Raw genomic sequence first — 22,137 nt, forward strand, 5'->3', positions numbered from 1 at the left:
GCGACGCCCCCCCTTCGTCGTGGTGAGTTGATAGGTTCAGCGAGATTTCCCGAACCAGGCGCGGCCCACCTTGGCGCTTGGCTCCTCCGGCACGCTCTCTAACGTCCTGCCATGCGCCGGCTCCGTAATGACCTGCCCTACGCCTTCCGCCCGCCGAAGCCGCGGGCGTGGTTCCGGCCGCTGGGCCTGTTGGCAAACCGGCTCTACCTGCAGAGGAAATATGCGGTCAACCGGCTGGACGACTCGGGTTTCGACCGGGTGAAGGAGCTGTCCCGCGCCGGCCATGCCGTTCTCCTGGCTCCGAATCACGCCGATCATTCCGATCCGCATGTGGTGACCGAGCTGATTGCCCGCCACGACATGAAGTCGCACTTCATGGCTGCCCGCGAGGTCTTCGAGGTGAGCAAGCTTGGTGCCTTTGCCCTCGAAAGCATGGGCGTCTATTCGGTTGATCGCGATGGTCCCGACCTGTCCGCGATCAAGACCTCGATCACCTTGTTGGAGAAGAGCAGTGATCCGCTGGTGATCTATCCGGAAGGCGAGATCTATCACCACCACGAGCGGCTCGACCCGCTGCACGAAGGCGTCGCGTCGATCCTGCTGAAAGCCGCTGCCCGCATGAACGGCGGCAAGGAGGCCTTTCTCGTTCCCGTCGGCATCCGCTTCCATCACGACGCCGCAGTCGAAGCGACCTTCCGCGACCGGCTTTCGCGGTTAGAGGATCGGATCGGTTGGACCCCGCGGCCGGCGTTGTCGATCGACGAGCGCATCGTGCGGCTCGGCACCGGCTTGTTAGGTCTGAAGGAGATGGAACACACCGGGGAGAACGGACGCGGGCGCATTCAGGATCGCCTGACCTCGCTGTGTGACGCGCTGCTGTCCGCCGCCGAGGGCCGTCACGGCCGGGATCCGAAAAGCGTCACAGCTCCCGAGCGCGTGCGGGCCCAACGCTATCGGATCCGCAAGCGCCTGCTGGATGCCGAGAAGCCGCCGACCGCTGTCGAACGCGACGAGCTTCTCGATGACCTCGACCGCGTCTTCACCGCGCTCCAGGCACACAGCTACATCGGCGACTACTTCCTCGCCGAGCAGACGCTCGACCGCCGTGCCGAGACGATCATGAAGCTGGAGGAAGACCTGCTCGGTTTCCCGAACTACCCGACCCCGCGCACCGCTCGCGTGACCGCCGGTGAGCCGATCCCGGTTAGCAAGATGCTGGCAGCCGGCGAACTCTTTGCGAAAGGCGGCGCCACGCCCCTGACCGCCTTGTTAGAGGCACGCCTGGCTGCGCTGTTGGCTTGAGAATTCCGGGAATGTAGCGGCCTGCGACCGCCGGAAACTGGCGGCAGCAAGCCGCATCGCGAGATTCCCGAACCGTATATCCCGAATCGTATCCACAAGGATGCGGCCCGTGCCGCCGAAGTGCGGCGGTCATAGACACGCCGCTACACTGGATGGATCAGCCGTCCGAGGGACTGACCGAGAAGAAGAAGGTCGAGCCGATCTGAGGCTCGGACTCCACCCAGATCCGATGCCCGAGGCGCTGGATGACTTGGGCGCAGAAGGCCAGCCCGATGCCGGTTCCCACGGTTTTGTTCGCGCGGTCGCTGAAGAAGTAATCGAAGATCTTGTCGCGCTTGTCGGCTGGGATTCCCCGGCCATCGTCGCGAACGTAGATCACCGTGCCATTGGGTTCGTCGGCGCGGGCTCCGATCTCGATGCAGAGGTGCTTGGACTCCGAACGGGCGTGGGTAAGCGCGTTGCGCAGGAGGTTGCTGAGCAGATGCTGCATTTGCGACTTGGGTCCCCGGATCCTCGGGAGGGAAAGGATCTGGATCTTCGCACCCTCGGTGCGGCCGCTCATTTCGAGTTCCTCGACGACTTCACGGGCCATCGAGGCGAAGTCGATGTCCTCGATGGTCGAGTTCATCTCCGTCTCGGAGAACTCGAGCATGTCATTGGTGAACTTCGCGAGGTTTGTGAGCGAGGTGCTGGCAAGGCCGGCAAGCTGGGCGACGGCAGGGTCCTTCGCTTCACTGCGGCTCTCTAACAAGGACAGCGCCATGATGCCGGACTGGAGCTGGTTTTTCACCTCATGGGCGATGATGCCTGCGAAACGGCGGAGATCCTGATTGGAGCGCTCCAGCAGGATGTTCCGCTTGCGGACCAGCTCGAGGATGCCGGAGCGCACCTCGGTGGTGAGCAGCGCGGTCGAGTCGGGCCAAGGCAGCGATTGACCGCGGACGGTTTCTTGCCACGCGGCAAAACTGCTGCGGGGCGAAAGCGCGCCGCTGGCATCGCGGGATTTCGCCGCGGCCGGATCACCCGCCCACTTGATCCGCTGGATCGCCTCATCACGGAAGAGCACCAGCCACGCGTGCTCTCCCAAATGGATCGCCACCAAACCTGCGGCATGGGGGACGCTCCCGGCCAGCGAAGGGAAAAGCGTGGAAGCCTCGTGGGTGATCACGATTCCATCGTTGCGATATCTATCCAACTGCTGGCGCAGAGAGATCAGTTCGAGATCGTCCGGAGCAGAACCTTCGGCGCGGATTCCCTGCGACGACAAGACCGCAGCACCGTCCGCCTTGAACAATTCCCGCAAGGCCGGGAGCGTAACACCGAGGCTTCCGACTGGATCCGAGTAGTCCTTGAGCCCGGTGATGAGGTCGAGAGCCATGCGCCGCGCCGATGACATCCGCAGATTCTCCAGGCTGGCTTGCTCGGCCTTGAGCTGCGCCGACAGGACGATGGCGTAGAGAGACGCGGTGGCACGCACCGCGTAGGAAACGAAGCGCGCCGTGCGATGATGGCAGGCGATCAGTCCCCACAGCTTGCCATCGACCACCAATGAGATCGAAAGCGAAGCATCGACTCCCATGTTTTTCAAATACTGGACGTGGATGGGCGACATGCTCCGCAGCACTGCCCGGCTCATGTCGAGCGGCCCCCGGGTGTCTGGCACCAATCTTACGGGCACGGCATGCACGTCCTGCAGCAAGCGCACCGGGTTCCTGAGGTAGAGTGCGCGCGCCTGGGGCGGAATGTCGCTGGCGGGGTAGTGGAGATCCAGATAGGGCTCCATCTCGGGCTCCTTCGCCTCGGCAATGACCTCTCCGTGGAAGTCCGGGGCGAAGCGATAGATCATCACCCGATCAAAGCCGGTGAAGCTCTTCACCTCGCGAGCCATCACGGCCGCGATGTCGCGCGCATTGCACACGCCGGAAAGCTCGCCCAGCGAGCGGTGGACGATTTGCAGGTAGTTGTCCAAGCCCTCGGTGGACTCGACATCCCGGGGCGAATGAGGGTCTCGCTCCAGCTCGACGACGGTTTCTCCCGTATCGAGGATGTGGACGATGCCATCGAAGAATTTCACCTCGTCGCCCATCGCCACGGGCACGAGGAAGGGATTCACGTAGGTGGTGGCCGCATCGCGCACGAGTCGCTCGACGGCATCCCGGGCATCGGCCTGCACAAGCTGCAGGAACCCCGTTCCCACGAGATCTGCCGGTTCACGGCCGATCAAGAATCCCGTGTTCCCACTGACTTGAAGGATCTCCAAGCGCTCGGTCGCCAGCACGAAGAGCACGCCATGCGGCTGTACCGAACCGGGAATATGGATCGGCTCGCGGGCGCAATCGTCGAGATCCAGGGACGGAGCTTGATGGATCGGTTCGCTCATCAGGACACAACAGGGGTGGGGGACTTGACAGCGAAGGCGGCGATGAAGTGCTCGAAAGCCTCCCGGGCAGATGTGGAGGCGGCTTCGAGGAAATCGTCCCCGGTCTCGAGGGATTCCAGCCATGAAACGAAATCCTTCCAGTAATAGCGATTCTGATCGTGGAAACCGCTGAGGAAGCGGCAGGTATCCGCTGGCAACGGACCGGCTTTCGTTTCCAACTCCGACAGCAGGATCGCTCCCCCGTGAATGCTGCCTTCCAGCACGTAGAGACAACCAACGACCGATGGTGCACGCTCGGATCGCAATCCTCTTTCCAAGGGTGGCACTGGATGCCCCAAGGCGTGGAGATCGTCGGTCAAGGCATGGTAGCGAGCTTGGCGGGCGGAGAGTTCCGGCAGCCCCCATTCCGCGAGCAGGTGCCAGTCGAGCTGTAGCCAGCAGGCAGCAAGGCCTTGGTGGAATTGCCTCAAATAGAGAGCGTAGGCATCGATGCTGGCTGTTACCTCCTCTTTGGAGATTTGCCCTTCGAGCCGTTGGTGGGAAGATTGAGTAGCTTTCCGAAGTGCTTGGAGAAGTGTCATGAGCCGGAGCAATGTCGCCGTGGAGTCACGGAACATTCTGACGTCAATTTGTGCCGGAACCCAAGTCGGCGCAACGCGTTCGTTTCGAAGGGATCCTTAGGAAAAACCGAAGGGATTCCATCCGGAGCACCCCCGGTTCAACTCACGGTCGCGTCACGTGCAGGCGCAGGAAGCGGCTCGATTCGCCGGCCGGAACGCGGATGCGGAGAACGGGTGCGGCGCTGTCGTCGGTCGCGATGCCGGTGGCTTGCCAGCTTGTTAGATCATCTGACCATTCCGGTATCACTGTGACTCCGAGGGCAAGGGCCGGGCGGGTGAATTCCATCACCAGATTGCCGCTCTCCATGTGGGACAATGGCCGTGGATCGGGAGCAAGGGGATCGAGGCCGAAGGCGAACTCAAAGAGGTTCGCCCAGCCATCGCCATCGGGGTCGCCGTCCTCGCTGTGATCGGCGAGCGTGGGATGAGCATCGAGCCAGTCTTTGAAGGGATCGGAGACCACGAGCAGTCGTCCGCTGCCGGAGATGCGAGCCGTTTCGTAGGTGGCACCGGAACCCGGCGCGCCCCAGATGCCGGCCGGTTGTGGAATGCCTGCGATCTTGAGCGTGCCGACGGTGTCGGTTGCCTGATGGTCTAGCTCGATGGTTCCGGGCGCGGCGATCTCCAGCCCCGCGGCATCCGGCAGCGAAGGTGCTGTTAGAGAAAGCGTGCCGGAAAGGATGCGTGTGTCGCCGGTGCGGGTGGAGGGGCCCGAGAGGGCGGTGCGGCCGTCGCCGGATTGGGTGAGCGTGCCAACTCCGGCGAGATCGTTCGCCACGTTCAGGGTCCCGGGCTGGTGGAAATCGAGGTTACCCGTCGCATTGATCAGGATCTCGGCAGTGCCAGGCGTCGCGGTGCCGTCGATTCGCAGCGTGCCGCTGTTGATCGTCGTGCGGGCGTTGTAAGTGTTAGAGCCGGTGAGGGTCCAAGTGCCGGCTCCATCCTTCACCACGCCCATGCCGCCGGTGCCCGTGAGGATGGCACCGCTCACGATGCCATTCCCGCTGCCGCCGAGGCCGAGCTGGCGGCTCGTGCCGACCGTCTGGTTGATGATGCCCGAAAGGGTGAGCTGTTCTCCGTCGCAGCGCACGTAGAGGCCATTGCCGCCCATGCCGGAGATCGTGAGATCCGAGGTGAGTGTGGTGTCGCCGGAAACCTGGTGGATGGTTGGAATGGTGGCCTCGCCCGCGAAGGTGGTGGAGCTGAAGCCGCTGAAGGTATTGGTCACGGTGCAATCGCAGGCGAGCGCGAGCGTGCCTGAGGCGAAGCCGCCCTTCGGGATGGCGACCGGACCGCTGCCGAGCGCGTCCGGGCGGGTGATGAGCAGGGTGCCGCCACCGGAGGCGACCGTGGTGCCGCCGCTGTAAGTGTTCGCCGCGGTCAGGGTCAGCGTGCCTGCTCCGGTTTTGGTCAGGCTGCCGCTTTGGGTCGCGACATCGGAAATGACATCGTGGATGGTCCCGTCGTGACCGTCGGTGTTGACCTTGCCTCCGCCGCTGCCGAGACGGAAGAGCATGGCGGATCCTGTCAGTAGATCGGGAACGTCTGCGGCGAGCTTCAAGGTGCCGCCTGATTGCAAGGTCAAGGTTGCGGTGCCGCTGGCCCCGGTCAGCGGATTGGAGAAGGCGCTGGACGTGGTGAAGGTGCCTCCGGAGACGTTCACGCTGGCCGGGCCTCCGGAGGTGCCGGGCTCGAGATCGAAACTACTGGATCCGTCGTAGTTGAAGGTCGCGCCGGTTTCGACGGTCAGCGAAGCCGGATAGCCACCCTGTGCGGCGACCTTGGCAGAGCCATGCTGGCTCCAGCTTCCGCCGGACTTGAGAGTCAGCGTGCCGGGGCGGCCGACGTGAAGGGTGCCGTGATTGACTACGGTGCCAGCCCCGTTCAGGGCCTGGATCGCAGTGCCGGCGGAGATGTCATTGCCAATGAGAACGCGCTTTCCCTCCGCCGTGGTGATCATCGAGCCAGCGATGAAATCCACGCTGACCGGAGCCGTGGCATCCGGGCCGATCTCCCACCCGCCGGTGGCGGCCGACTGATCGTTGGCGACTGCCACGTTGCCAGCTCGGATCACCGTGCCACCTGTGTAGCTGTTGTTCCCGGAAAGCTGCAGCGCCGAGCTGCCGGCTTTGGCGAGGGACGCGCTGCCACTCAGCGCGCCGGTGAATGACAGCGTCGCGGCATCGCTGGATAGCTCGGTGTTCGCCGGGAGAACGATCGGAGACTGGATGGTGCAGGCCAGCGAGGTAGCCTCGCCGGATTCTTCGAAGCGGATGCGCGGTTCGGGCGCGCCGTCGGTGGAGATTTGGACGCCCGCGGTGGAGCCAGCGAGATCACCACCGGGTAGGCCAACGGACACCGATGTCTGGGCTCCGAAGGCATCGAACCACGAGCTTTGTGGTGCCGTTGCGGCAAGCTGGACCGAGGTCGCCTTCGCTTCCGGAGTGGAGGCAAGAAAGCGGATCGTGTCCGCCGCTCGTTGCCACTGGGCCATGCACGGCGTGCTTGCGGCGAGCGAGCGGCCATCCCATGCGACCGATCCGGCGGCGTAAAAGGCTGCCTGGGTCGTGCCGGCGGCGGCGTGATCGACCGCTTGCACCGTGGCGTCGTTACGCAGGACGACCAAGGGACTTTGGTAAGCCGCCATGTCTTCGGCGGAGAGGCCGGGAACCACGGTGTAGGCGTAGCTCTTGTTAGAAAAGGCGGTGCCGTGGCGGATCGACAGGGAGAAGACATTCTTGCTCACCGTGGTCGCGTCGTAGCCAGTATTGATCGATTGCCAGGTGCCGCTTTGGGAAGCGGCCTGAACGGTGGCGGAGGTGGGCACCTCGTTGAAGAAGTAGCCGGTGCCATCGTGATGGGCCCACTGGAGTCCGGCGAGCGTGCTCGTGCCGGTGGCCAGCGTTTGTTGGGCTCCGCCTGTGGAATAGGTGACCGATCCTGTGAGCAAGGATTGGTTCAGCGTGGTTTCCACCTCGGCCGTGGCCGCGGGTGCATCGATGTCAGCCCCGAGTGCCACGAAGCCACTGTCGAAGAAGAACCATGCCTTCTTCGCTGCGACATTGCGGCGGTTGTAGCGGAAGGCGGTCGCGGCGTAGGTCCCGTCCGAGATGCCCCCGGCGAAAGTGCTGGTGCCGGCCACCCCCCAGTCGGCCGTGGGTTTGAGCGAGTAGGTGCCTTGCTCGACGGTGGTGCCCGGCAGCTTGCGCCAGTTCCACACCGGCATGATGTCATCATACTCGTTGCCGGTGCGGAGGATGAGGTTCACCCCATCCCCGAGGTGATAGTTCTTCAAGCCCTCGCCGTTTCCCGACTCCGGCTGGAGCGTGCGGGTGGAGGAGATCTTCACCGAGGCATAGCCGGCCGGCCGGTGCCAGGCGGTGAAATCGCCACGCCAGAAATGCTTGGCTCCCGTATGGGAAAGTGCGGGTCGGCAGAGCCGGTGGCATTGGCGGCGGTGACCGATGCGCGCAGGGAATCGAGTTCCGCCGTGCGGTAGCTGGGAATTACGGTGGACGTGGTAGTAGCGAGACTTGCCAGTCCGGAGCCATTCGCGGATTGACTCTTGCGACTAATCCCCCGGCCGGAAGCGGTGTAGTCGATCATCTGGCCGCGGTTCATCCAGCGTGTGCCATCGAGCAGATAGTCGGCGAGGATGCGGCGCTGGCTTTCGCTGAAGGCGAATCCGGTCTCCTTGCTCATCGCGGCCCATTTCAGGGTGTTCGAAATGAACAGCGAGCCGTAGCCCTGGTTGTAGAGTTGGGCCCCGTGCTGTAAGAAGGAGCCATCGCGCTGGATGCCTTCCGCCGTGGTGACGAGGATGGTGTCGGAGATCGCCAGAAAGGCGTCGGCAGTGATCGAGGTGCTACCGGCGGCCACGCCCCGGTAGATACCGGCGATGGCGCGGTCCACGCGGTTCTGGCCGGTGTTTGTTCCGGAATTGGTGCTACGGGCGACGTAGGCGCGCTGGACCCTGGCCAACCCTGACGTCATGCGTGATGAGGAGAGCTGCGACTTGATCAGCACCATGCATTCGCCGAGTCCCTGTGGTGACGCAATCTGGTTGTAATACCAGTTGGTGCTCTGTGGGTCATCCGCGATCCACCACTCGTAGGCCTTGAGGATATCGGCAAGCAGCCCGGCGTCTTGATAGAGGGTTCCGCTCGGATGAGCGTAGGCGCGGCACAGAATCCGCAGCCGGTCGAGGTGTCCGAGTGGAGCCCAGTTCGTCTGGGCGGTGGAGGCGTAATTGATGTCGGCCCAACTGCCGTTCGCCTGAAGGCTGGTGCGGTAGGAGGAAACGGTGGTCGATGAAGGCACCGAGCCAAGGACGGTTTCCTTCACGCGGTTTTCGACCACCGCAAGATCAGCCACGGTCTGGCCGGTTACCGTATTCGTGGCGAGCGGCAAAAGGCAAACCAGATAGGCGGGACGCCATCTCATCTCTTCGGCATCCTCCGACGGCGAAGGTTGCAGAGCAAGCCTGCACCCGCGAGCAAGGCGACCCGAGGTTCCGGTACGGCGATCAAGGTGAGGGCGCTGGTAGTGCCAGTGCCATAGTCGAGTTCGTAGCCATCGGGTAGATTGAGCACGTCGGCAAAGGTTCCGCTGAGGCTGCCGTAGTTGGCGAACGTGTAGGGGCTCACCCCATCCAGGGCACCGGTCAATTGGCTGAAATCGACGGTCGAACCCGTGAGATCCAGAAGGCCCGCGACATTGATGAGGTCGATGGAACCGGTGCCGAACTCGACCCGCAAGGTCCCACCAGTAAGGTCGGCGGCATTGAGCCCGAGGGTGCCAATCGAATTGCCGGCCGACAGCGTTCCCGCTCCACCGAATGCCAGGGTGCCGGTCGAGATCGAGCCAATGCCTTCCAGCGTCGCTCCTGCACCAATGGTGACGCCGGACGTTCCGCTGAGCGTGGTATTCACCCGGAAGGTGCCACCGTTGATGTTGGTAGTGCCGGTGTAAGTGGCCGTGCCGGAAATTGTCCAAGTGCCGGTGCCAGACTTGATCACGCTGAAGGCGTTCGCCCCAGTGTTGGCAATCGAGCCGGTCACCTCGCCATCGCCCGCGCCGCCCAGGCCGAGTTGGCGTGTGTTGTCGGCCACCGTGCTGGTGATGTTGCCGGATAGCGTGAGCATCCCGCTGGCGGACTCGATATTGATTCCATTGCCGCCGGAGGCATTGAGGGTCAGGTTTCCGGAGATCGTGTTGTCTCCCGACGCGTTGCGGATGTGGGCGCTGCCTCCTCCGCCGAACCCGGTCGCGGAAGTGATGGTGAAGTGGTTGGCAACGGTGATATCGTTGGAAAGCTCCAACGTTCCTAAACCGGTTCCGCCCTTGGTGAGGGAGACCGAGCCGGTGCCGAGCGCCTGGCCGTGGCTGATGGCAAGGATGCCGGAACCGTTGCCAAGGCTGGTGGTGCCGGAATACGAGTTCGCGGTGCTGAGGGCGAGCGTGCCACTCCCGGTCTTGGTCAGCGCGAGCGTGCCCGAGCCGTTTTGAAGCGCGCCGGAGAAGGTGCTTGAGGCGTTGTTGCTCCCCACTGTTAGGACCGAGGTGCCGGTAGCGCCGCGGGTGATGACGCCGGAGCCTGACAGGCCGTTGACTGTTTCGTCCCCGCGCATGTCGAGGGTTCCATTGACGGCGACGCTTCCTTTCCCTGCGCCGTCGGGCAGCACATTGCTTGCGGAAAGCCGTAGCGTGGCCCCGGCGTTGACGGTGGTATTGCCGGTGTAGGCGTTGGCGCTGCTGCCGAAGACAGTGAGCTGCGCGCCCTTGGTGATGCCGGCGGTGGCCGTCGTGTTGTTGCTGAGAGAGACGGCTGTCACGTTGCTCCCGATCGCGGAGTTCACGGTGATGGTCCCGGTTACCCCGTCGAGGGTGGCATTCCCCGAGTTCACGAAGGAAAGCGTGCCAGCGTTGTTGATGGCCCCGGTGCTGAAGGTGGTGCCGCCGCTGCCACCGCTGATCACGCTATCGATGCGGAGGTTGTTGGTGCCGGTAATTCCGCCGGTGTAGGTGGTGGTGCTGAAGCCGAGGTTATACAGCATCAACGTGCCGGAGGAGCCGCCAAGCACGATGGACTTGGCCAGCGTGACCGCGGAACCGCGGAGCGAGGCCCCGGCGGTGCCGGACGCGGCACCCAGCGTGATCGTGCCAGTGGTCCCCAGCGCATTGGCGTTGCGAATGATGGTGTCTCCGCCTTCGAGGAAGACATTGCCGATGGTGCTGGAGTTCGCGATCTCCAATGTACCACTGCCGGTCTTGGTCAAGGTGGTCGCGGTGAGGGAGACGCCTTGGTTCGTGTTCGTGGAGCCGATCACCACCCCTCCGCTGCCCGAGACCGTCATCCCGCCGCTCAGGATCAGGGTGCGGTTCGCGCCATTGGCGGAAAGCGTGAGCGCTGCGGTGTTGTTCAGCGCCAGGGTGGTTCCGACGCGATTGCCATCAAGCGTGATCGTGGCGGCGCTGGTGTTCCCGATGGCAATGTTATCTCCGGCGATGGGCACGCCGGTGGTCCAGTTGCCAGGCGTACCCCATGCCCCGCCGCCGCTCGGAAGCCAGGAATTCTGGGCGTGGAGGGCGGCGGTGGAAAGAAGCAGAGCGGGCAGGACCGGCGTGGTGAGCGCCGGCCATGGTGAGGGGGCTCTCATGACGGGTAAATCACGGGGCGGGGGCGGTGGAGACGTCGGCGCGCAGGAAGCCCTTTGGCGCGGCGGCGGTCGTCGCGGTCAGCCGGAAGGTCCGGTAGGTCCAGCCGGTGGTGAGACCGGGCATGCCGGCTGTTAGAGCCGCCACTTCCTCGACTCCGGAAGTGAAGCCGGACAGGTCATCATCGCCATCGATGCGATAGACCACGCCATTGATCGGGAGGGATGTCAGCGGGCCGGAGCCATTGAAGGTGGCGCCGGTGCGGACTGGCAGGGTCAGGGTCAGGTGGCCCGAGTCGATCTTGCCGACGACTTTGCCGGTGGCAGCGCCGCTGGCTGGATTGCCGTCGAGGGCGAACTCCTGCTCGTTGGTCAGGCCGTCGTTATCCGGATCGTCGGTCTTGTCCCGATCTGCCGGGGCCAAGCCGAAGGCTGGCGTGGCGATCCAGGAAGCGAACGGATCGGCACCGGGGATGAACAGTGCACCGGTGCCGGTGATGCGGCCGGACGGGTGGGAAGCCGTGTAGGTGCCGGGTCCCATGGCGACTCCGCCGAGGACCAGCGCGGCGATGGTATCCGAACCGGCGAAGTCGAGTTGGAGGAAGGCACCGCTGGAGACATTGACCGACGCGGTGTCTGCAATGCCGCCGTTGTTGGTGAGGACCAGCGTGCCAGCGCCGACGTTGGTGGCGCCAGTGTAGGTGTTGCTGCCGGAGAGGGTCCAGATGCCGGTGCCGGACTTAATCACCGCGAACTGGTTGCTCCCGGTGTTGACGATGTTGCCGGTGATGAGGCCGTTGCCGGTTCCGCTGAGGCCCAGTTGGCGGGTGTTGTCGGTGATGGTGCTGGTGATGGTGTTCGTTAGCGTCAGCAAGCCGCCGTTGGATTCCACGTTCATGCCATTACCGCCGGTCGCGGTAAGGGTCAGCGTGCCGGTCAGCGTGTTGTTGCCGGAGACGTTGCGGATGTGTGCGCTTCCACCGCCGCCGTAGCCGTTGGCCGAGGCGAAAGTCATGGCGTTGGCCACGCTGATGCCGTTGGAGAGCTCCAGAGTGCCGGTGTTGGTGCCGCCCTTGGTCAGCGCGACCGGTCCGCTACCCAGCGCGGTGGGATTGGTGATCGCCACGGTGCCGCTGCCGTTCGCCAGCGTGGTGGTGCCGGTGTAGAGGTTTGCGTTGGTAATGGTGAGCTTGCCCGCACCGGTTTTGGTGAGGTTCTTCGCGCCCGCAGTCTGGCTGATCACGCCGCTCAAGGTCAGGTCGCCCGCGCCGCCGGCGTTCGAGTTGAAGTTGAGGTTGATGTCGCCGGCGAGGCTCGCGGGATTTGCGGTGTCGCTGTTGACCAGGTTGCCGGCGGAACCGACGCCGAGGGTGATGTTTTCCGCGCCCACGGTCTGGCCGTTGAAGTCGAGGGTCGCTCCGCCGCCAACAACGGTGCCGTTGGCGGTGCCGCCGAGGGAGGTGGCGGTTCCCAGCATTGCGGTGCCGGCTTGGATCGAGGTGGAACCGGTGTAGGTGTTTGCCCCGAGCAGGTCGAGGCTTCCGGTGGCGGTCTTGGTGACAGCGCCGCTGCCACTGACGATGCCTTTGAGCGACGTGCTGCCCGCTCCGGCCAAGGTGAGCGTGCCGGCACCGAGTTCGACGCCATTTTCCGCGATGGTGGCACCGCTGAGGGAGGCGTTGGTCCACGTCTGGCTGCCGGAGAGGATGAGGTCCACCTTCTGTCCAGCGGTCGCCGAGCCGAAGACCGGCCCCTCCGAGGCGACATCGACGGTGAGGCCGCCGAGGGTGAGCGTGTGATCCGCATTACCGCCGAGGAAGGTGAAGAGCACCGGGCTGGTGAAGACCATCGCAGGTGTCACCTGGTCACCGTTGAGATTGACGGTCTGATCGAGGGTCAGGCCGTCACTGCCGAAGCGCGTGAGATTGTTGAGGTCGGGCGGGGTGGTCGGATTGAAGGCCGCATCAAGTGGCGAGACCGACCATGCCGCGGGAGCTTGCCAACTGGTGCCGGTGCCGTCCCAGTAGAGGTCGGCGGTAATGTTGGTCACATCGAGCAGGCCGTCGCCGGTGATTCGGTCGGATTCGAAGTCGGCATTGAGAGCGGCGATCGATCCAGTCCGGCCCCATTTGCCGGTCGCCTGCTGGACTCCGTCGAAGCGAAGGACACTGATGACCTCCGGGGTGCTGGTCTCGGTTAGATTGAGGGTGGCACCGGTGGCGATATTGATCGATCCGGTATCGGCGAGCACTTGGTCGAGTTCCAGGGACAGGGTGCCGGCGGCGATGGTGGTGGACCCGGTGTAGGTGTTGATGTTGTTCAGCGTGAGCGTGCCGCTGCCGATCTTGGTAAGGGCGACCTTGCCGGCACCGTTGCCAATCATGCCGGTGAAGCTGCTGGTGGCGTCGTTCGCTCCGACAATCAGCGTGCTGGTTCCAGTGGCGCCACTGCGGGTAATCGAGCCGCTACCGCTGAGTCCGTTGACGGTTTCGGTGGTGTTCCCCGTGCCGGTGGTGAGGATGAGGTTGCCGTTGACGGCCAAATTGCCCTTGCCGCTGCCGTCCGGGATGACTTCGGAGGCGGAAAGTTCGAGGCGCGAGTTGCTGCTGACGGCGGTGTTGCCGGTGTAGGCGTTGGAGGTGCTGCCGAGGACCACACGCTGGAGTCCTTTGGTGCCCGATACCGAGACCGAGGTGGCGTCCGTGATGGTCACGTTGGTGACATTCGCCCCGATGGGAGCGGTCACGCTAACCGTGCCGGTGGGGTTCCCGGTGCCTGTGCCCTGACCGCCGTTGCGGAGGCTCAGCGCGCCGGTGTGGTTGATCGGGTTGGTGCCGCTGGCGGTGAAGGTCAGGGAGGATCCGGTGCCGCTGATGACGCTTTCCAAGGCGAGATTGGTCGTGCCGGTGCCGCTGCTGGTGACGCCGCCCGTGATGGTCGGGCTGTTGAATCCGACGCTGTCGAGCGTGGCATTCAGGGTGAAGCCGGTACCAGATTGGAGAACGAAGGGGCGGGCCAGGGCGAGCGTCCGCATCCGGAAGCGGACGGCGGAGCTAGCCGCTGTGTCGCCGAGGGTGACGCTGCCGGTGGTGCCAAAGGCATTGGCATTGCCGATCGTGATGTTCCCGGCCTTCAGGGTCGCCGCGGACATGGTATTGCTGCCGTAGAGGTCGAGGTTCCCGCTGTTAAGGGTGAGTGTATTCGAACCGAGAAGCAGGTTGACCGTGGTCGTTGCGGTGGTGGAGCCGACGGTGACAAGGCGGCTGCCGAGTGTGAGTTCGAGGTTTGAATTCACAGTGAGGCTCTTGGCGCTCGAAGCGGAGAGGAACGTGACGTTGCCTTCCTCGAACTTCAGGCCTGCGGCGGCAGTGTTGGCGTTGACGGTGACGGTGTAGGCTCCCGTCGCCTCGGTGCCGGCGGAGAAGACGGCGGTGTCCGCGGCATTCCACGTGGAGACCGCTGCGGAAGAGCCGGTCGCGTCGGGCGACCAAAAGGCGCTGGTGCCCCAATTGCCGGTGGGGGTTGCGATATTGCCCGGGGTGGCACCGTTGCCATCCCAGTGGATATCCACCGCATGGACGACGGTGGACAGCGCGAGCAGGGAAAGCGCTGCGCAAGTGACGGGAGGCACTGCCAAAAAGTAGTTAGAGGAGTTTTTCATTCGAGATCGTGAGGATGGTGGCACGATCTGGCGATCCGCGTAGTCGGCAGTACTGCCGACAGGGTGGCCCTTGCCTGTCGGCAAGCGGCATGCATGATCGCGAAATGATCCCTTTCCGGGTGTGTTTGCTGGCGGCGCTTGCCCTTTCGGCATCGGCCGAGCCGGTGGACATGCTGTTTCAGAACTGGAATAGCCGCGATGGCCTGCCGCAGGACCACATCCGCGCGATAGTCCGCACTCGCGACGGCTTGCTGTGGCTGGGAACGGATGCCGGCCTCGCGCGATTCGATGGCAACGAGTTCAAGTCCTATGGCCTGCGCGAAGGCTTGGACGCGGTCGCGGTGATGTCGCTGATGGAGGCAGATGACGGCACGCTCTGGGTGAGCACATTGGGCGGCGGCGTGACCATGCTGCGCGATGGACGGATCGTGAAGACCTACCCGCGAATGGAGAACACCTCACCGAGCGAGAACTTGATGCTCGGCCAGGATGCGGAAGGCCGGATGTGGGCGGGCGGGACTTTCCGGCTCGAGGGGGAGCGCTTTGTCGCCGTGCCCGGAGGACGTGGATTTGTGAGAGAGATTCTCCGCGACCGGCAAGGCGTGATGTGGATGAACCACCACGACGACCGGATCCGCCGCTGGCAGGAGGGGGGGTGGCAAGACGGCAGCGGCGGCGGTCCCGCGCTGGCCGACACGATCCATGAGGATGCCCAAGGCCGGCTATGGGCTGCGGAACGGGGCCGCAAGCTGTGGTGCCGCGACACCGGGGGCTGGAAGTCGTGGCCCCTGCCGGACACGATGAAGAATCGCGTGAACTCGATGTCATTCGCGCCGGATGGCACGCTGTGGATGGCCTTTTTCCGCGAGGGGCTCGTCGGCTTCCGCGATGGCAAGTTCATCGAACCACGGATGGACGGAGAGAGGTTCCTCGATCTCTCTGAAATCGTTTACGCGGCGCCAGACGGACTGCTGTGGTTGGGCTCCTCCGCCAACGGTCTTTATTCGCTGGTTCCGAGGCGGCTCACGCTGGCCACGATCAATGACCCGGCCGCGAACCGCGGGGCGAATTTTATCGGCGCGCTTCTCGAATCCGCGCCGGGGGAATTCATGGTAGGAAGCCAGGGTCACGGTCTGTTTGGTTGGAAGGACGGCATCAGCGGTCCAGTCGCGGAGATGGAGGCCTTAAACCGGGGGCTTTATGTCAATTCGCTTTGGCGGGACCGGAGCGGTGCGGTCTGGGCGGGCTCGGGGGTCGGAATGCACCGGCTTACGGGTGCCCCGCAGGGTCCGCCCTCACGGTTGGTTTCCGGCAATGTCTGGGAGATCCGGGACGGGGCGAACGGCAGCCTTTGGGTGGGCCGTGGCAATGGTGAGCTTCACCACGTTCCCAAGGGCGGCAAGCCGGTCAAAATCGACTATGACAACGACGACGGAGCGCCGATCAAGGGCATGGACCTCGGCCCGGACGGTGCCTTGTGGATCGGCACGCGCGGCAGCGGGCTCTTCCGCCTGAAGGATGGCAAACCAAAGCGTTTCCGCATGGCGGACGGCCTCGGCAGCGAGGTGATCCGGGTAGTCGATGCCGAGGATGATGGCACCCTCTGGGTGGGGACCGCGGGTGGTGGCCTTTCGATTCTGCGGGACGACCGATTTCTCACCGTCACCACCGCCGACGGGCTACCGGACGACATCGTCTCGCAGATCGCCGAGGATAAGACGGGGCGCCTCTGGGTCGGCACCAATCGCGGCATTGCCGTGATCGCAAAGGACGAGGTGGCACGGCTGAAAGAAGGGCGTCTAACAGAACTACATCCGCTGGTCATCAATCGGGCCGACGGTCTTGTCTCCGAGGAGTGCACGATCGTCCCGCCGGTGGCGATGAGCGACGGGCGCATGGCCTTTGCCACCACCCACGGCTTTGCGATGCTGAAGCCCGAGGAGTTCCAGTCGGACGAAGCGACGCCGCCGGTTTTCATCGAGCAGGTGCGCGCGAACGGCCGGCCTGTCGTGCCGATCGATGGGAAGCTGGAATTGCCGCCCGGACTGGACCGGCTGGAAATCGAGTTCAGCGGCCTGTATTTCGCCGCGCCGTCACGACTGCGCTTTCGCAACCGGCTCGGCGGCGTGGAGGAAGAATGGGGAACTCCGGGTGCGGAGCGTCGCGTGGAGTACCGCAATCTCGCTCCCGGTGACTATCGCTTCGAGCTCGCCGGCTCGATTGGCAATGGAGTCTGGACGCCGCAACCGGCGATGCTGGACATCACTCTCGCCCCGCATTTTTGGCAGACCGCTTGGTTCAAGATCCTCGCAGGTCTTTTGTCGCTGGGGCTGGTCGCCGCGACTGCTCGCACGATTGAGCGCGCCCGCGCACGGCGGAAAATCGAGGAGCTGAAACGCGAGCAAGCCGTCCAGACAGAGCGTGCCCGCATTGCCCGAGACCTGCACGACGACGTGGGGGCCAGTCTCACCCAGGTTGCGCTGCTCAGCGAGCTCGCCGATAGCGATCTGGACGCGGAACCGGAACTCGCCCGCGGTCATATCAATGAGATCTTCACCACGGCCAAGGAGGTGACGCGCTCGCTCGATGAGATCGTGTGGGCGGTGAATCCGGCGCAGGATACCTTGGAGCGATTCGCCGCTTTCCTCGGCACCTTCGTCCAGAACTATGCCCGCACTGCGGGGCTCAATGGCCGTCTCGATATCCCGGGTGATCTGCCGGATCTCTCGCTCACATCGGCCATTCGCCACCACCTCTACCTTGCGACCAAGGAAGCGCTTCACAACATCGTCAAACACGCTGGTGCCACCGAGATCCGTTTGCGGCTGATCCCCGGTGCGAAGGAGCTGAAGCTCGTCATCGAGGATAACGGCCGCGGTTTGGCCGACAGCGACCGCGGCGAGGGCGACGGGCTCGATAATCTCCGCAAGCGACTCGATCAGATTGGAGGCACCTGCACCCATCGCAGCGCACCGGGGCAAGGGACCACGGTCGAGATGCTAGCGCCGCTCGCGTGAGGCATCGGCAGTTTTGCCGACTCCCGCGAATCGCTTCTTGCGCGCAGAGTGAATGCGCTTGAACGATTTTGACGCATTTCCCGGAGCCATTGACGCCCTCGCTTCCCACGCGCAGGCTGAGGTCGTGAAGAAGGCCGAAGTCCCTGTGATCACCGTCGCCATCGTGGAGGACGACGAGCGGATCCGCCGTAGTCTCACCACCATTCTCGGTCGCCAGAAGGACATCACCTGCATCGCCTCCTTTCCCAGCGCCGAGGCCGCGCTGGAGGAGCTGCCGAAGCTCCAGCCGAGGGTGCTGCTCATGGATGTGAACCTGCCGGGGATTGATGGCGTGGAATGCGTCCGCCGGCTGTCCGGCAAGCTCCGTGCGACCCAGATCCTGATGCTGACGGTCCACGAGGACTCCGATGTGATCTTCAACTCGCTCGCCGCCGGAGCGAAGGGCTATTTGCTCAAGCCGCCGCGCGCCGCCGAACTCATCGCCGCCGTGCACGACGTCATTGCCGGCGGTTCGCCGATGACCAGCGTGATCGCGCGCAAGGTGGTGCAGTCCTTTGCTCAAGGCCCGCCCTCGCCGAAGGAGACGGACAAGCTCTCCCCGCGCGAGACCGAGATTCTGGACCTGCTGTCGAAGGGCTACGCCTACAAGGAAATCGCCGCCGATCTCAACGTCAGCTACTCGACCGTGCACACGCACATCGAACGGATCTACGACAAGCTGCACGTCCACTCGCGCAGCCATGCGGTGGCGAAGTATCTCGGGGGGTAAGGGGTGTGGACATTCTGTCCACACCGTGTCGACAGGATGTCGACACTCCTTATGGGGCCTTCACCGGCACCAGCGTCACTGGCCCTAACAGACCCGATGAGAGCGGCTTCCAGCCCGAGGCGTCGAAGTTCTTGTAGTCGATGTTCACGAAGTTGATCTCGTGAAAGGCCTTCCATGCCACCTTGCGCCGGTCGAGGTCGGCGATGCGGTTGGCGGCGAGGTTGGTCACCTCGACTTCGAGCACGTTTTTGCCAGCGACTAACAGGTCACGGACGTCGAGCCGGTGCGGTGGTGCCCAGCAGGTGCCGGCGTCTTTGCCATTGAGGCGGACTCTCGCCGTGTGGGCAATCTCGCCGAGGTCGAGCAGGGCGGGGGACTTCTCCGTCAGGTCGAACTCCAATCGGTAAAGCGCGGTGCCGGAGAAGTTCCGGTAGGTTTCGTCTGTCTGGTCCGTCCACGAAGTGAGCGACGTGGTTTCAAAAGGCTGCGGTAAGGTTGGGCCGCCGTCGAGGAAGCTTACCTTCCACGTGCCAGTCAGCGCGAGCGGCTCACCTGCCGGTTCGGGATCGGTCCAGCGGGGTCCTTCGGCATGCTTATTAGAAAAAGTGCGGACGACGCGCGACTCGCCGGTCGCAAGGACGAGACGAATGCCATCTTTGGTGTTGGCCACACCGCTTTTGCCACTCATGGGATCGAGGAGCACGGCGGACTGATGCGAACGGGCGAGCTTGATCTTCGCATCAACCGGTTTGCCCGAAGAATTCACGAGGAAGTAGGCATGGCCATCTTCCAGGGCCCGGCGAATGAAGCGGATGCCTAGTTCGGAAAGCGATTCCTCGCACGCTATGCCGTCTTTAAGGATCGCAGACTTCACATCGCTCGAATCGGCACGCGGAATCGATGGCAAGTGGCTTTCGACTGTACGACCGATTTCACCATTTGAACCACCAAAGGATCTTTTCGGAAGAGTCTTTACCTTCGCGCCGTTCTGATGAAGGCCTTCGACGAGTTTTGCCGTGGAGTCGGGCAAGTGTCGGCAAGAGGGAATCAGAAGATCCCGGTAGCGCTTTCCACTCGAAACGAGGTGTCCATCTTCGACCTTCAGATCCGCTAGGATCCGATCCGACACGAAATCGTACGGGACGCCGGCTTTCCTCAGATTCATCGCCGCCTGATAAAACTCGGAGGGATACAGCCACTTCTCCTGGTTGTGCATCGTGAATAGCGGCAGGCCCTCGCTGCCATCGTGCCAGATGTCGTGGATGGGGAAGTAGAGCAACACATCCGCATCGGGCTTGCCGGATTGCAGGAACGACTGCACCCGGGTCATGTAGGCATTGAAGGCGGGTAGGTCTTTCCACAGCCCGCCATTCGGGCCCATGTGGGTGGAGGCGTAGAAGAGCCAGCCCGGCCATGGCGCATCCTCGGGCGAGTAGGGGATGCCGTGGAAGAGGATGTGATTCACGCCGCCGAGCCAGACGAAGTCCGCGGCTTCCTTGAGGTTCGCGGGCGTGACCTGGAAGTGCTCGCCGAGCCAGGTGAAGGTCTCCGCAGAGACGAGCTTCTTGCCGGTCACGTGGGCGGCGGACGAGGCGAACTGGAGCATCGGAATCTGCGCTTCATCGACGTGGCGGAAGATCTCCGTCTCGGGGATGTCGGCGACGGCGTAGTGATCTAACAGATTGCCCGGGGATCCGTGGGCTTGGTTCCGCGTGAGGCTGCCGCGTTGCTTCGCCCAGTCGTGCCACTTGGCGAGATACTCGCGGTGCAGGTCGCTGGCGGTCTCGCGGTAATCGGCTCGGACGCGGGAGATCGTGTCGGTGTCGCCTTCGCCATGGAAGGCGGGGAGTTGGGAGCGGAGGTCGTAGCCGCGGAGCTTCTCGAAGCGCGTGAACAGCTCGTTTGTCCAGCCCGCGCCGTAATACTCGAAGGAGTCGTGGAAATGTGCGCGGGGTTCGGGGATGTCCGGCCGGTCCAGCGCAGTATCGAAGGACTTCAGGTAGGTGACGATCGACTCGGGCGAAAACGGATCGAGCACCCAGCCAGCCCCACCGGGCGCGGCGCGCTTCACCTTCTGAATGGCATGCTTCGAGACCAAGCCATGGATTCGCCAGTTGCCTGGCGGTGGCGTCCACTCCAGCCGGCCGTCCTTCACGTGAGCTGTTAGATCGACTGCGTCGCCTTGCTCCGGCCATGCGGAGAGTGCTTCCACCTTTCCCTTCGGCAGTGCCAGCGAGACGGCCTTTCCGCCTTCCGCCTTCGCCTTCACGTTTTGCAGGGAGGCCGATGCATCTTTCTCTTCCACCCCCGGCCCGCCGAAGGGCCAGCCGGTGCCGGTGGTGAGGTCGATGCCCATGCCAAGCCGCGCGGTTTCCTGCGCCGCATGGGCGTAGGCACCGGTCCACTTGTCGGAGAGGAAGGGCAGGTCGCGATCCTCGTAGCCCTTCGCGCCGTAGATCGGGCAAATCTCCACGCCGCCGAGGCCAGCCTTGGAAAAGGCTTCCAGCTCCCTTGTCAGATTCTTCGCATCGACGCCGCTGCCAAGCCACCACCAGCGGGTCCACGGCTTGGCTTCATTCGTGACGGGAGGCCACGCGGTGTCGTCGGCGCTGACGAGGGATGCGAAGAGGAGAAGAAGGGCGATGGGTTTCATGTCAGGGAAAAGATGGAGTGTGGAGGTGTGGTCCACGCGGTGTCGACGGAACGTCGACACTCCTTATTGGGGGCCGGCGTGCTGCTTCACGGCCTCTTCGATTTTCGCGGCTGGTAGGGCTTCGTAGGGATAGGGCGGCTTGGCGAGATCCGGCCACTCGAAGCCAGCCGACGCGTTGAAGCGGAATTTCGCCGGATGATTCTCAAAGCGGTCGCCGGACTTCTTGCCGAGGTCGAGGCTGTCCACGATCTTGATCGAGCCGCCGCGGTTCTTCTCCACGTTATCGTCCGCATGGGAGAAGGACGTTGGCTGCTTGCAGTCCTTGTAGACGCATCCCTCGACCAGCGTGGCGCCGCCGGTGACCGAGATGGTGGCTTCGGAACCAGCAATCGTGGATGGTGACATTGAGGTGTCCCTTGTCCTGCGCGCGGGCGCTGTCCGATGACGAATGGCCGAATAGCAGGCCCTTCTTTTGCTCGCCCTCGCCGCCGGAGAAGATGCAGTGCGAGATGGTGACGAGGTCGGAGCCGTGCACCACGTCGAGCTGACCGTCGTAAACCTTGCCGAAATCGCAGTGATCCACCCACACGTGGCGGGAGCCGGTCTTTCCAGCCGAAGTGACGCGGAGGTAATCCCAGCCCATCTCATCGTATTCGCCGGAGGGATCATGCTCCCAAAGTCCGCGGAAGCGGAGGTTGCGGATGATGACGTTCTCCACGCCGTGTAGCTCGATCGTGCCGGCGGTGAGGGTCGCCCCGCCCGGCGGGCCTTCGAGGGTGGTGTTCGACCGAGGCTGGAGGATTCCGACTTTCTTCAATTCATGCCCCGGCTTCTGGTTCGCCAGCTCCCCGAGGTCGATGTCACCCGCGAGCCGGATCACGCGCGGCTCGGAGTCGCGGCGCTTCTTGTCCTTCACGTCGAGCCGTTCGATGGCGTCCTGGAGTTCCTTGGCCGTGTGGACCACGATCGTCTTGGCATCGCCGCCGCCGGTGGTGCCGCCGTCGAGCGAGGCAAATCCAACCGGACCAGCCTGGAGCAGGGGGGCGAGCACGAGCAGGACGAGGGCAGGGCGCATGAGA

The 22,137-nt window shown here is 63.9% G+C and carries 12 protein-coding genes and 1 pseudogene; 3 read left to right on the top strand and 10 right to left on the bottom strand.

What is annotated here, in order from left to right; translation table 11 throughout:
• Window positions 1-111 precede the first annotated feature (111 nt).
• The gene (locus OKA05_RS01420) at window positions 112-1,302 is read left to right on the top strand and encodes a 1-acyl-sn-glycerol-3-phosphate acyltransferase (RefSeq protein ID WP_264485300.1); all 1,191 of its coding nucleotides are present in this window, start codon (window positions 112-114) and stop codon (window positions 1,300-1,302) included.
• A gap of 157 nt (window positions 1,303-1,459) precedes the next feature.
• Here the strand turns inward: OKA05_RS01420 and OKA05_RS01425 are convergent, their stop codons facing one another.
• The 7 genes and pseudogenes from OKA05_RS01425 to OKA05_RS01450 all read right to left on the bottom strand — a co-directional run bounded on the left by OKA05_RS01425 (window position 1,460) and on the right by OKA05_RS01450 (window position 14,619).
• Window positions 1,460-3,682 carry an ATP-binding protein gene (locus OKA05_RS01425; RefSeq protein ID WP_264485301.1) on the bottom strand — a complete coding sequence of 741 codons (2,223 nt, stop codon included), beginning with the start codon at window positions 3,680-3,682 and terminating at the stop codon, window positions 1,460-1,462.
• Window positions 3,682-4,263, bottom strand: coding sequence for a biliverdin-producing heme oxygenase (locus OKA05_RS01430; RefSeq protein WP_264485302.1), 582 nt, complete (start codon window positions 4,261-4,263; stop codon window positions 3,682-3,684). The genes OKA05_RS01425 and OKA05_RS01430 overlap by 1 nt, the downstream gene beginning before the upstream one ends.
• Window positions 4,264-4,405: 142 nt before the next feature.
• Window positions 4,406-6,949, bottom strand: coding sequence for an autotransporter-associated beta strand repeat-containing protein (locus OKA05_RS01435; protein WP_498049547.1), 2,544 nt, complete (start codon window positions 6,947-6,949; stop codon window positions 4,406-4,408).
• A 48-nt stretch (window positions 6,950-6,997) separates the two neighbouring features.
• A pseudogene (locus tag OKA05_RS29560) lies at window positions 6,998-7,654 on the bottom strand (polysaccharide lyase family 8 super-sandwich domain-containing protein); the annotation flags it as partial.
• Window positions 7,648-8,745 (bottom strand): hypothetical protein, encoded by a 1,098-nt coding sequence (locus tag OKA05_RS01440; protein ID WP_264485304.1) that lies wholly within the window; start codon window positions 8,743-8,745, stop codon window positions 7,648-7,650. The gene OKA05_RS01440 and the pseudogene OKA05_RS29560, both read right to left, overlap by 7 nt.
• The gene (locus OKA05_RS01445) at window positions 8,742-10,961 is read right to left on the bottom strand and encodes a beta strand repeat-containing protein (protein WP_264485305.1); all 2,220 of its coding nucleotides are present in this window, start codon (window positions 10,959-10,961) and stop codon (window positions 8,742-8,744) included. The genes OKA05_RS01440 and OKA05_RS01445 overlap by 4 nt, the downstream gene beginning before the upstream one ends.
• 10 nt (window positions 10,962-10,971) lie before the next feature.
• Window positions 10,972-14,619, bottom strand: a complete 3,648-nt coding sequence (locus tag OKA05_RS01450; RefSeq protein WP_264485306.1) for a beta strand repeat-containing protein — start codon at window positions 14,617-14,619, stop codon at window positions 10,972-10,974.
• 104 nt (window positions 14,620-14,723) lie between these two features.
• On the opposite strand from OKA05_RS01450, the gene OKA05_RS01455 reads away from it, so the two are divergent.
• Together OKA05_RS01455 and OKA05_RS01460 are read left to right on the top strand one after the other, a co-directional pair.
• Window positions 14,724-17,636 carry a ligand-binding sensor domain-containing protein gene (locus tag OKA05_RS01455; RefSeq protein ID WP_264485307.1) on the top strand — a complete coding sequence of 971 codons (2,913 nt, stop codon included), beginning with the start codon at window positions 14,724-14,726 and terminating at the stop codon, window positions 17,634-17,636.
• Window positions 17,637-17,694: 58 nt separating this feature from the next.
• Complete coding sequence (locus OKA05_RS01460; protein ID WP_264485308.1) at window positions 17,695-18,405, top strand: response regulator transcription factor; 711 nt, start codon at window positions 17,695-17,697, stop codon at window positions 18,403-18,405.
• Between the two features lie 49 nt (window positions 18,406-18,454).
• Here the strand turns inward: OKA05_RS01460 and OKA05_RS01465 are convergent, their stop codons facing one another.
• The 3 genes from OKA05_RS01465 to OKA05_RS01475 form a co-directional block, all read right to left on the bottom strand.
• Window positions 18,455-21,058, bottom strand: a complete 2,604-nt coding sequence (locus OKA05_RS01465) for a glycosyl hydrolase (protein WP_264485309.1) — start codon at window positions 21,056-21,058, stop codon at window positions 18,455-18,457.
• Window positions 21,059-21,121: 63 nt separating this feature from the next.
• The gene (locus OKA05_RS01470) at window positions 21,122-21,337 is read right to left on the bottom strand and encodes a hypothetical protein (RefSeq protein WP_264485310.1); all 216 of its coding nucleotides are present in this window, start codon (window positions 21,335-21,337) and stop codon (window positions 21,122-21,124) included.
• 1 nt (window position 21,338) lies between these two features.
• Window positions 21,339-22,133, bottom strand: a complete 795-nt coding sequence (locus tag OKA05_RS01475; protein WP_264485311.1) for a pectate lyase family protein — start codon at window positions 22,131-22,133, stop codon at window positions 21,339-21,341.
• Between the last annotated feature and the right edge of the window lie 4 nt (window positions 22,134-22,137).

The sequence above is a fragment of the Luteolibacter arcticus genome (assembly GCF_025950235.1).
Taxonomy (GTDB): Bacteria; Verrucomicrobiota; Verrucomicrobiia; order Verrucomicrobiales; family Akkermansiaceae; genus Haloferula; species Haloferula arctica.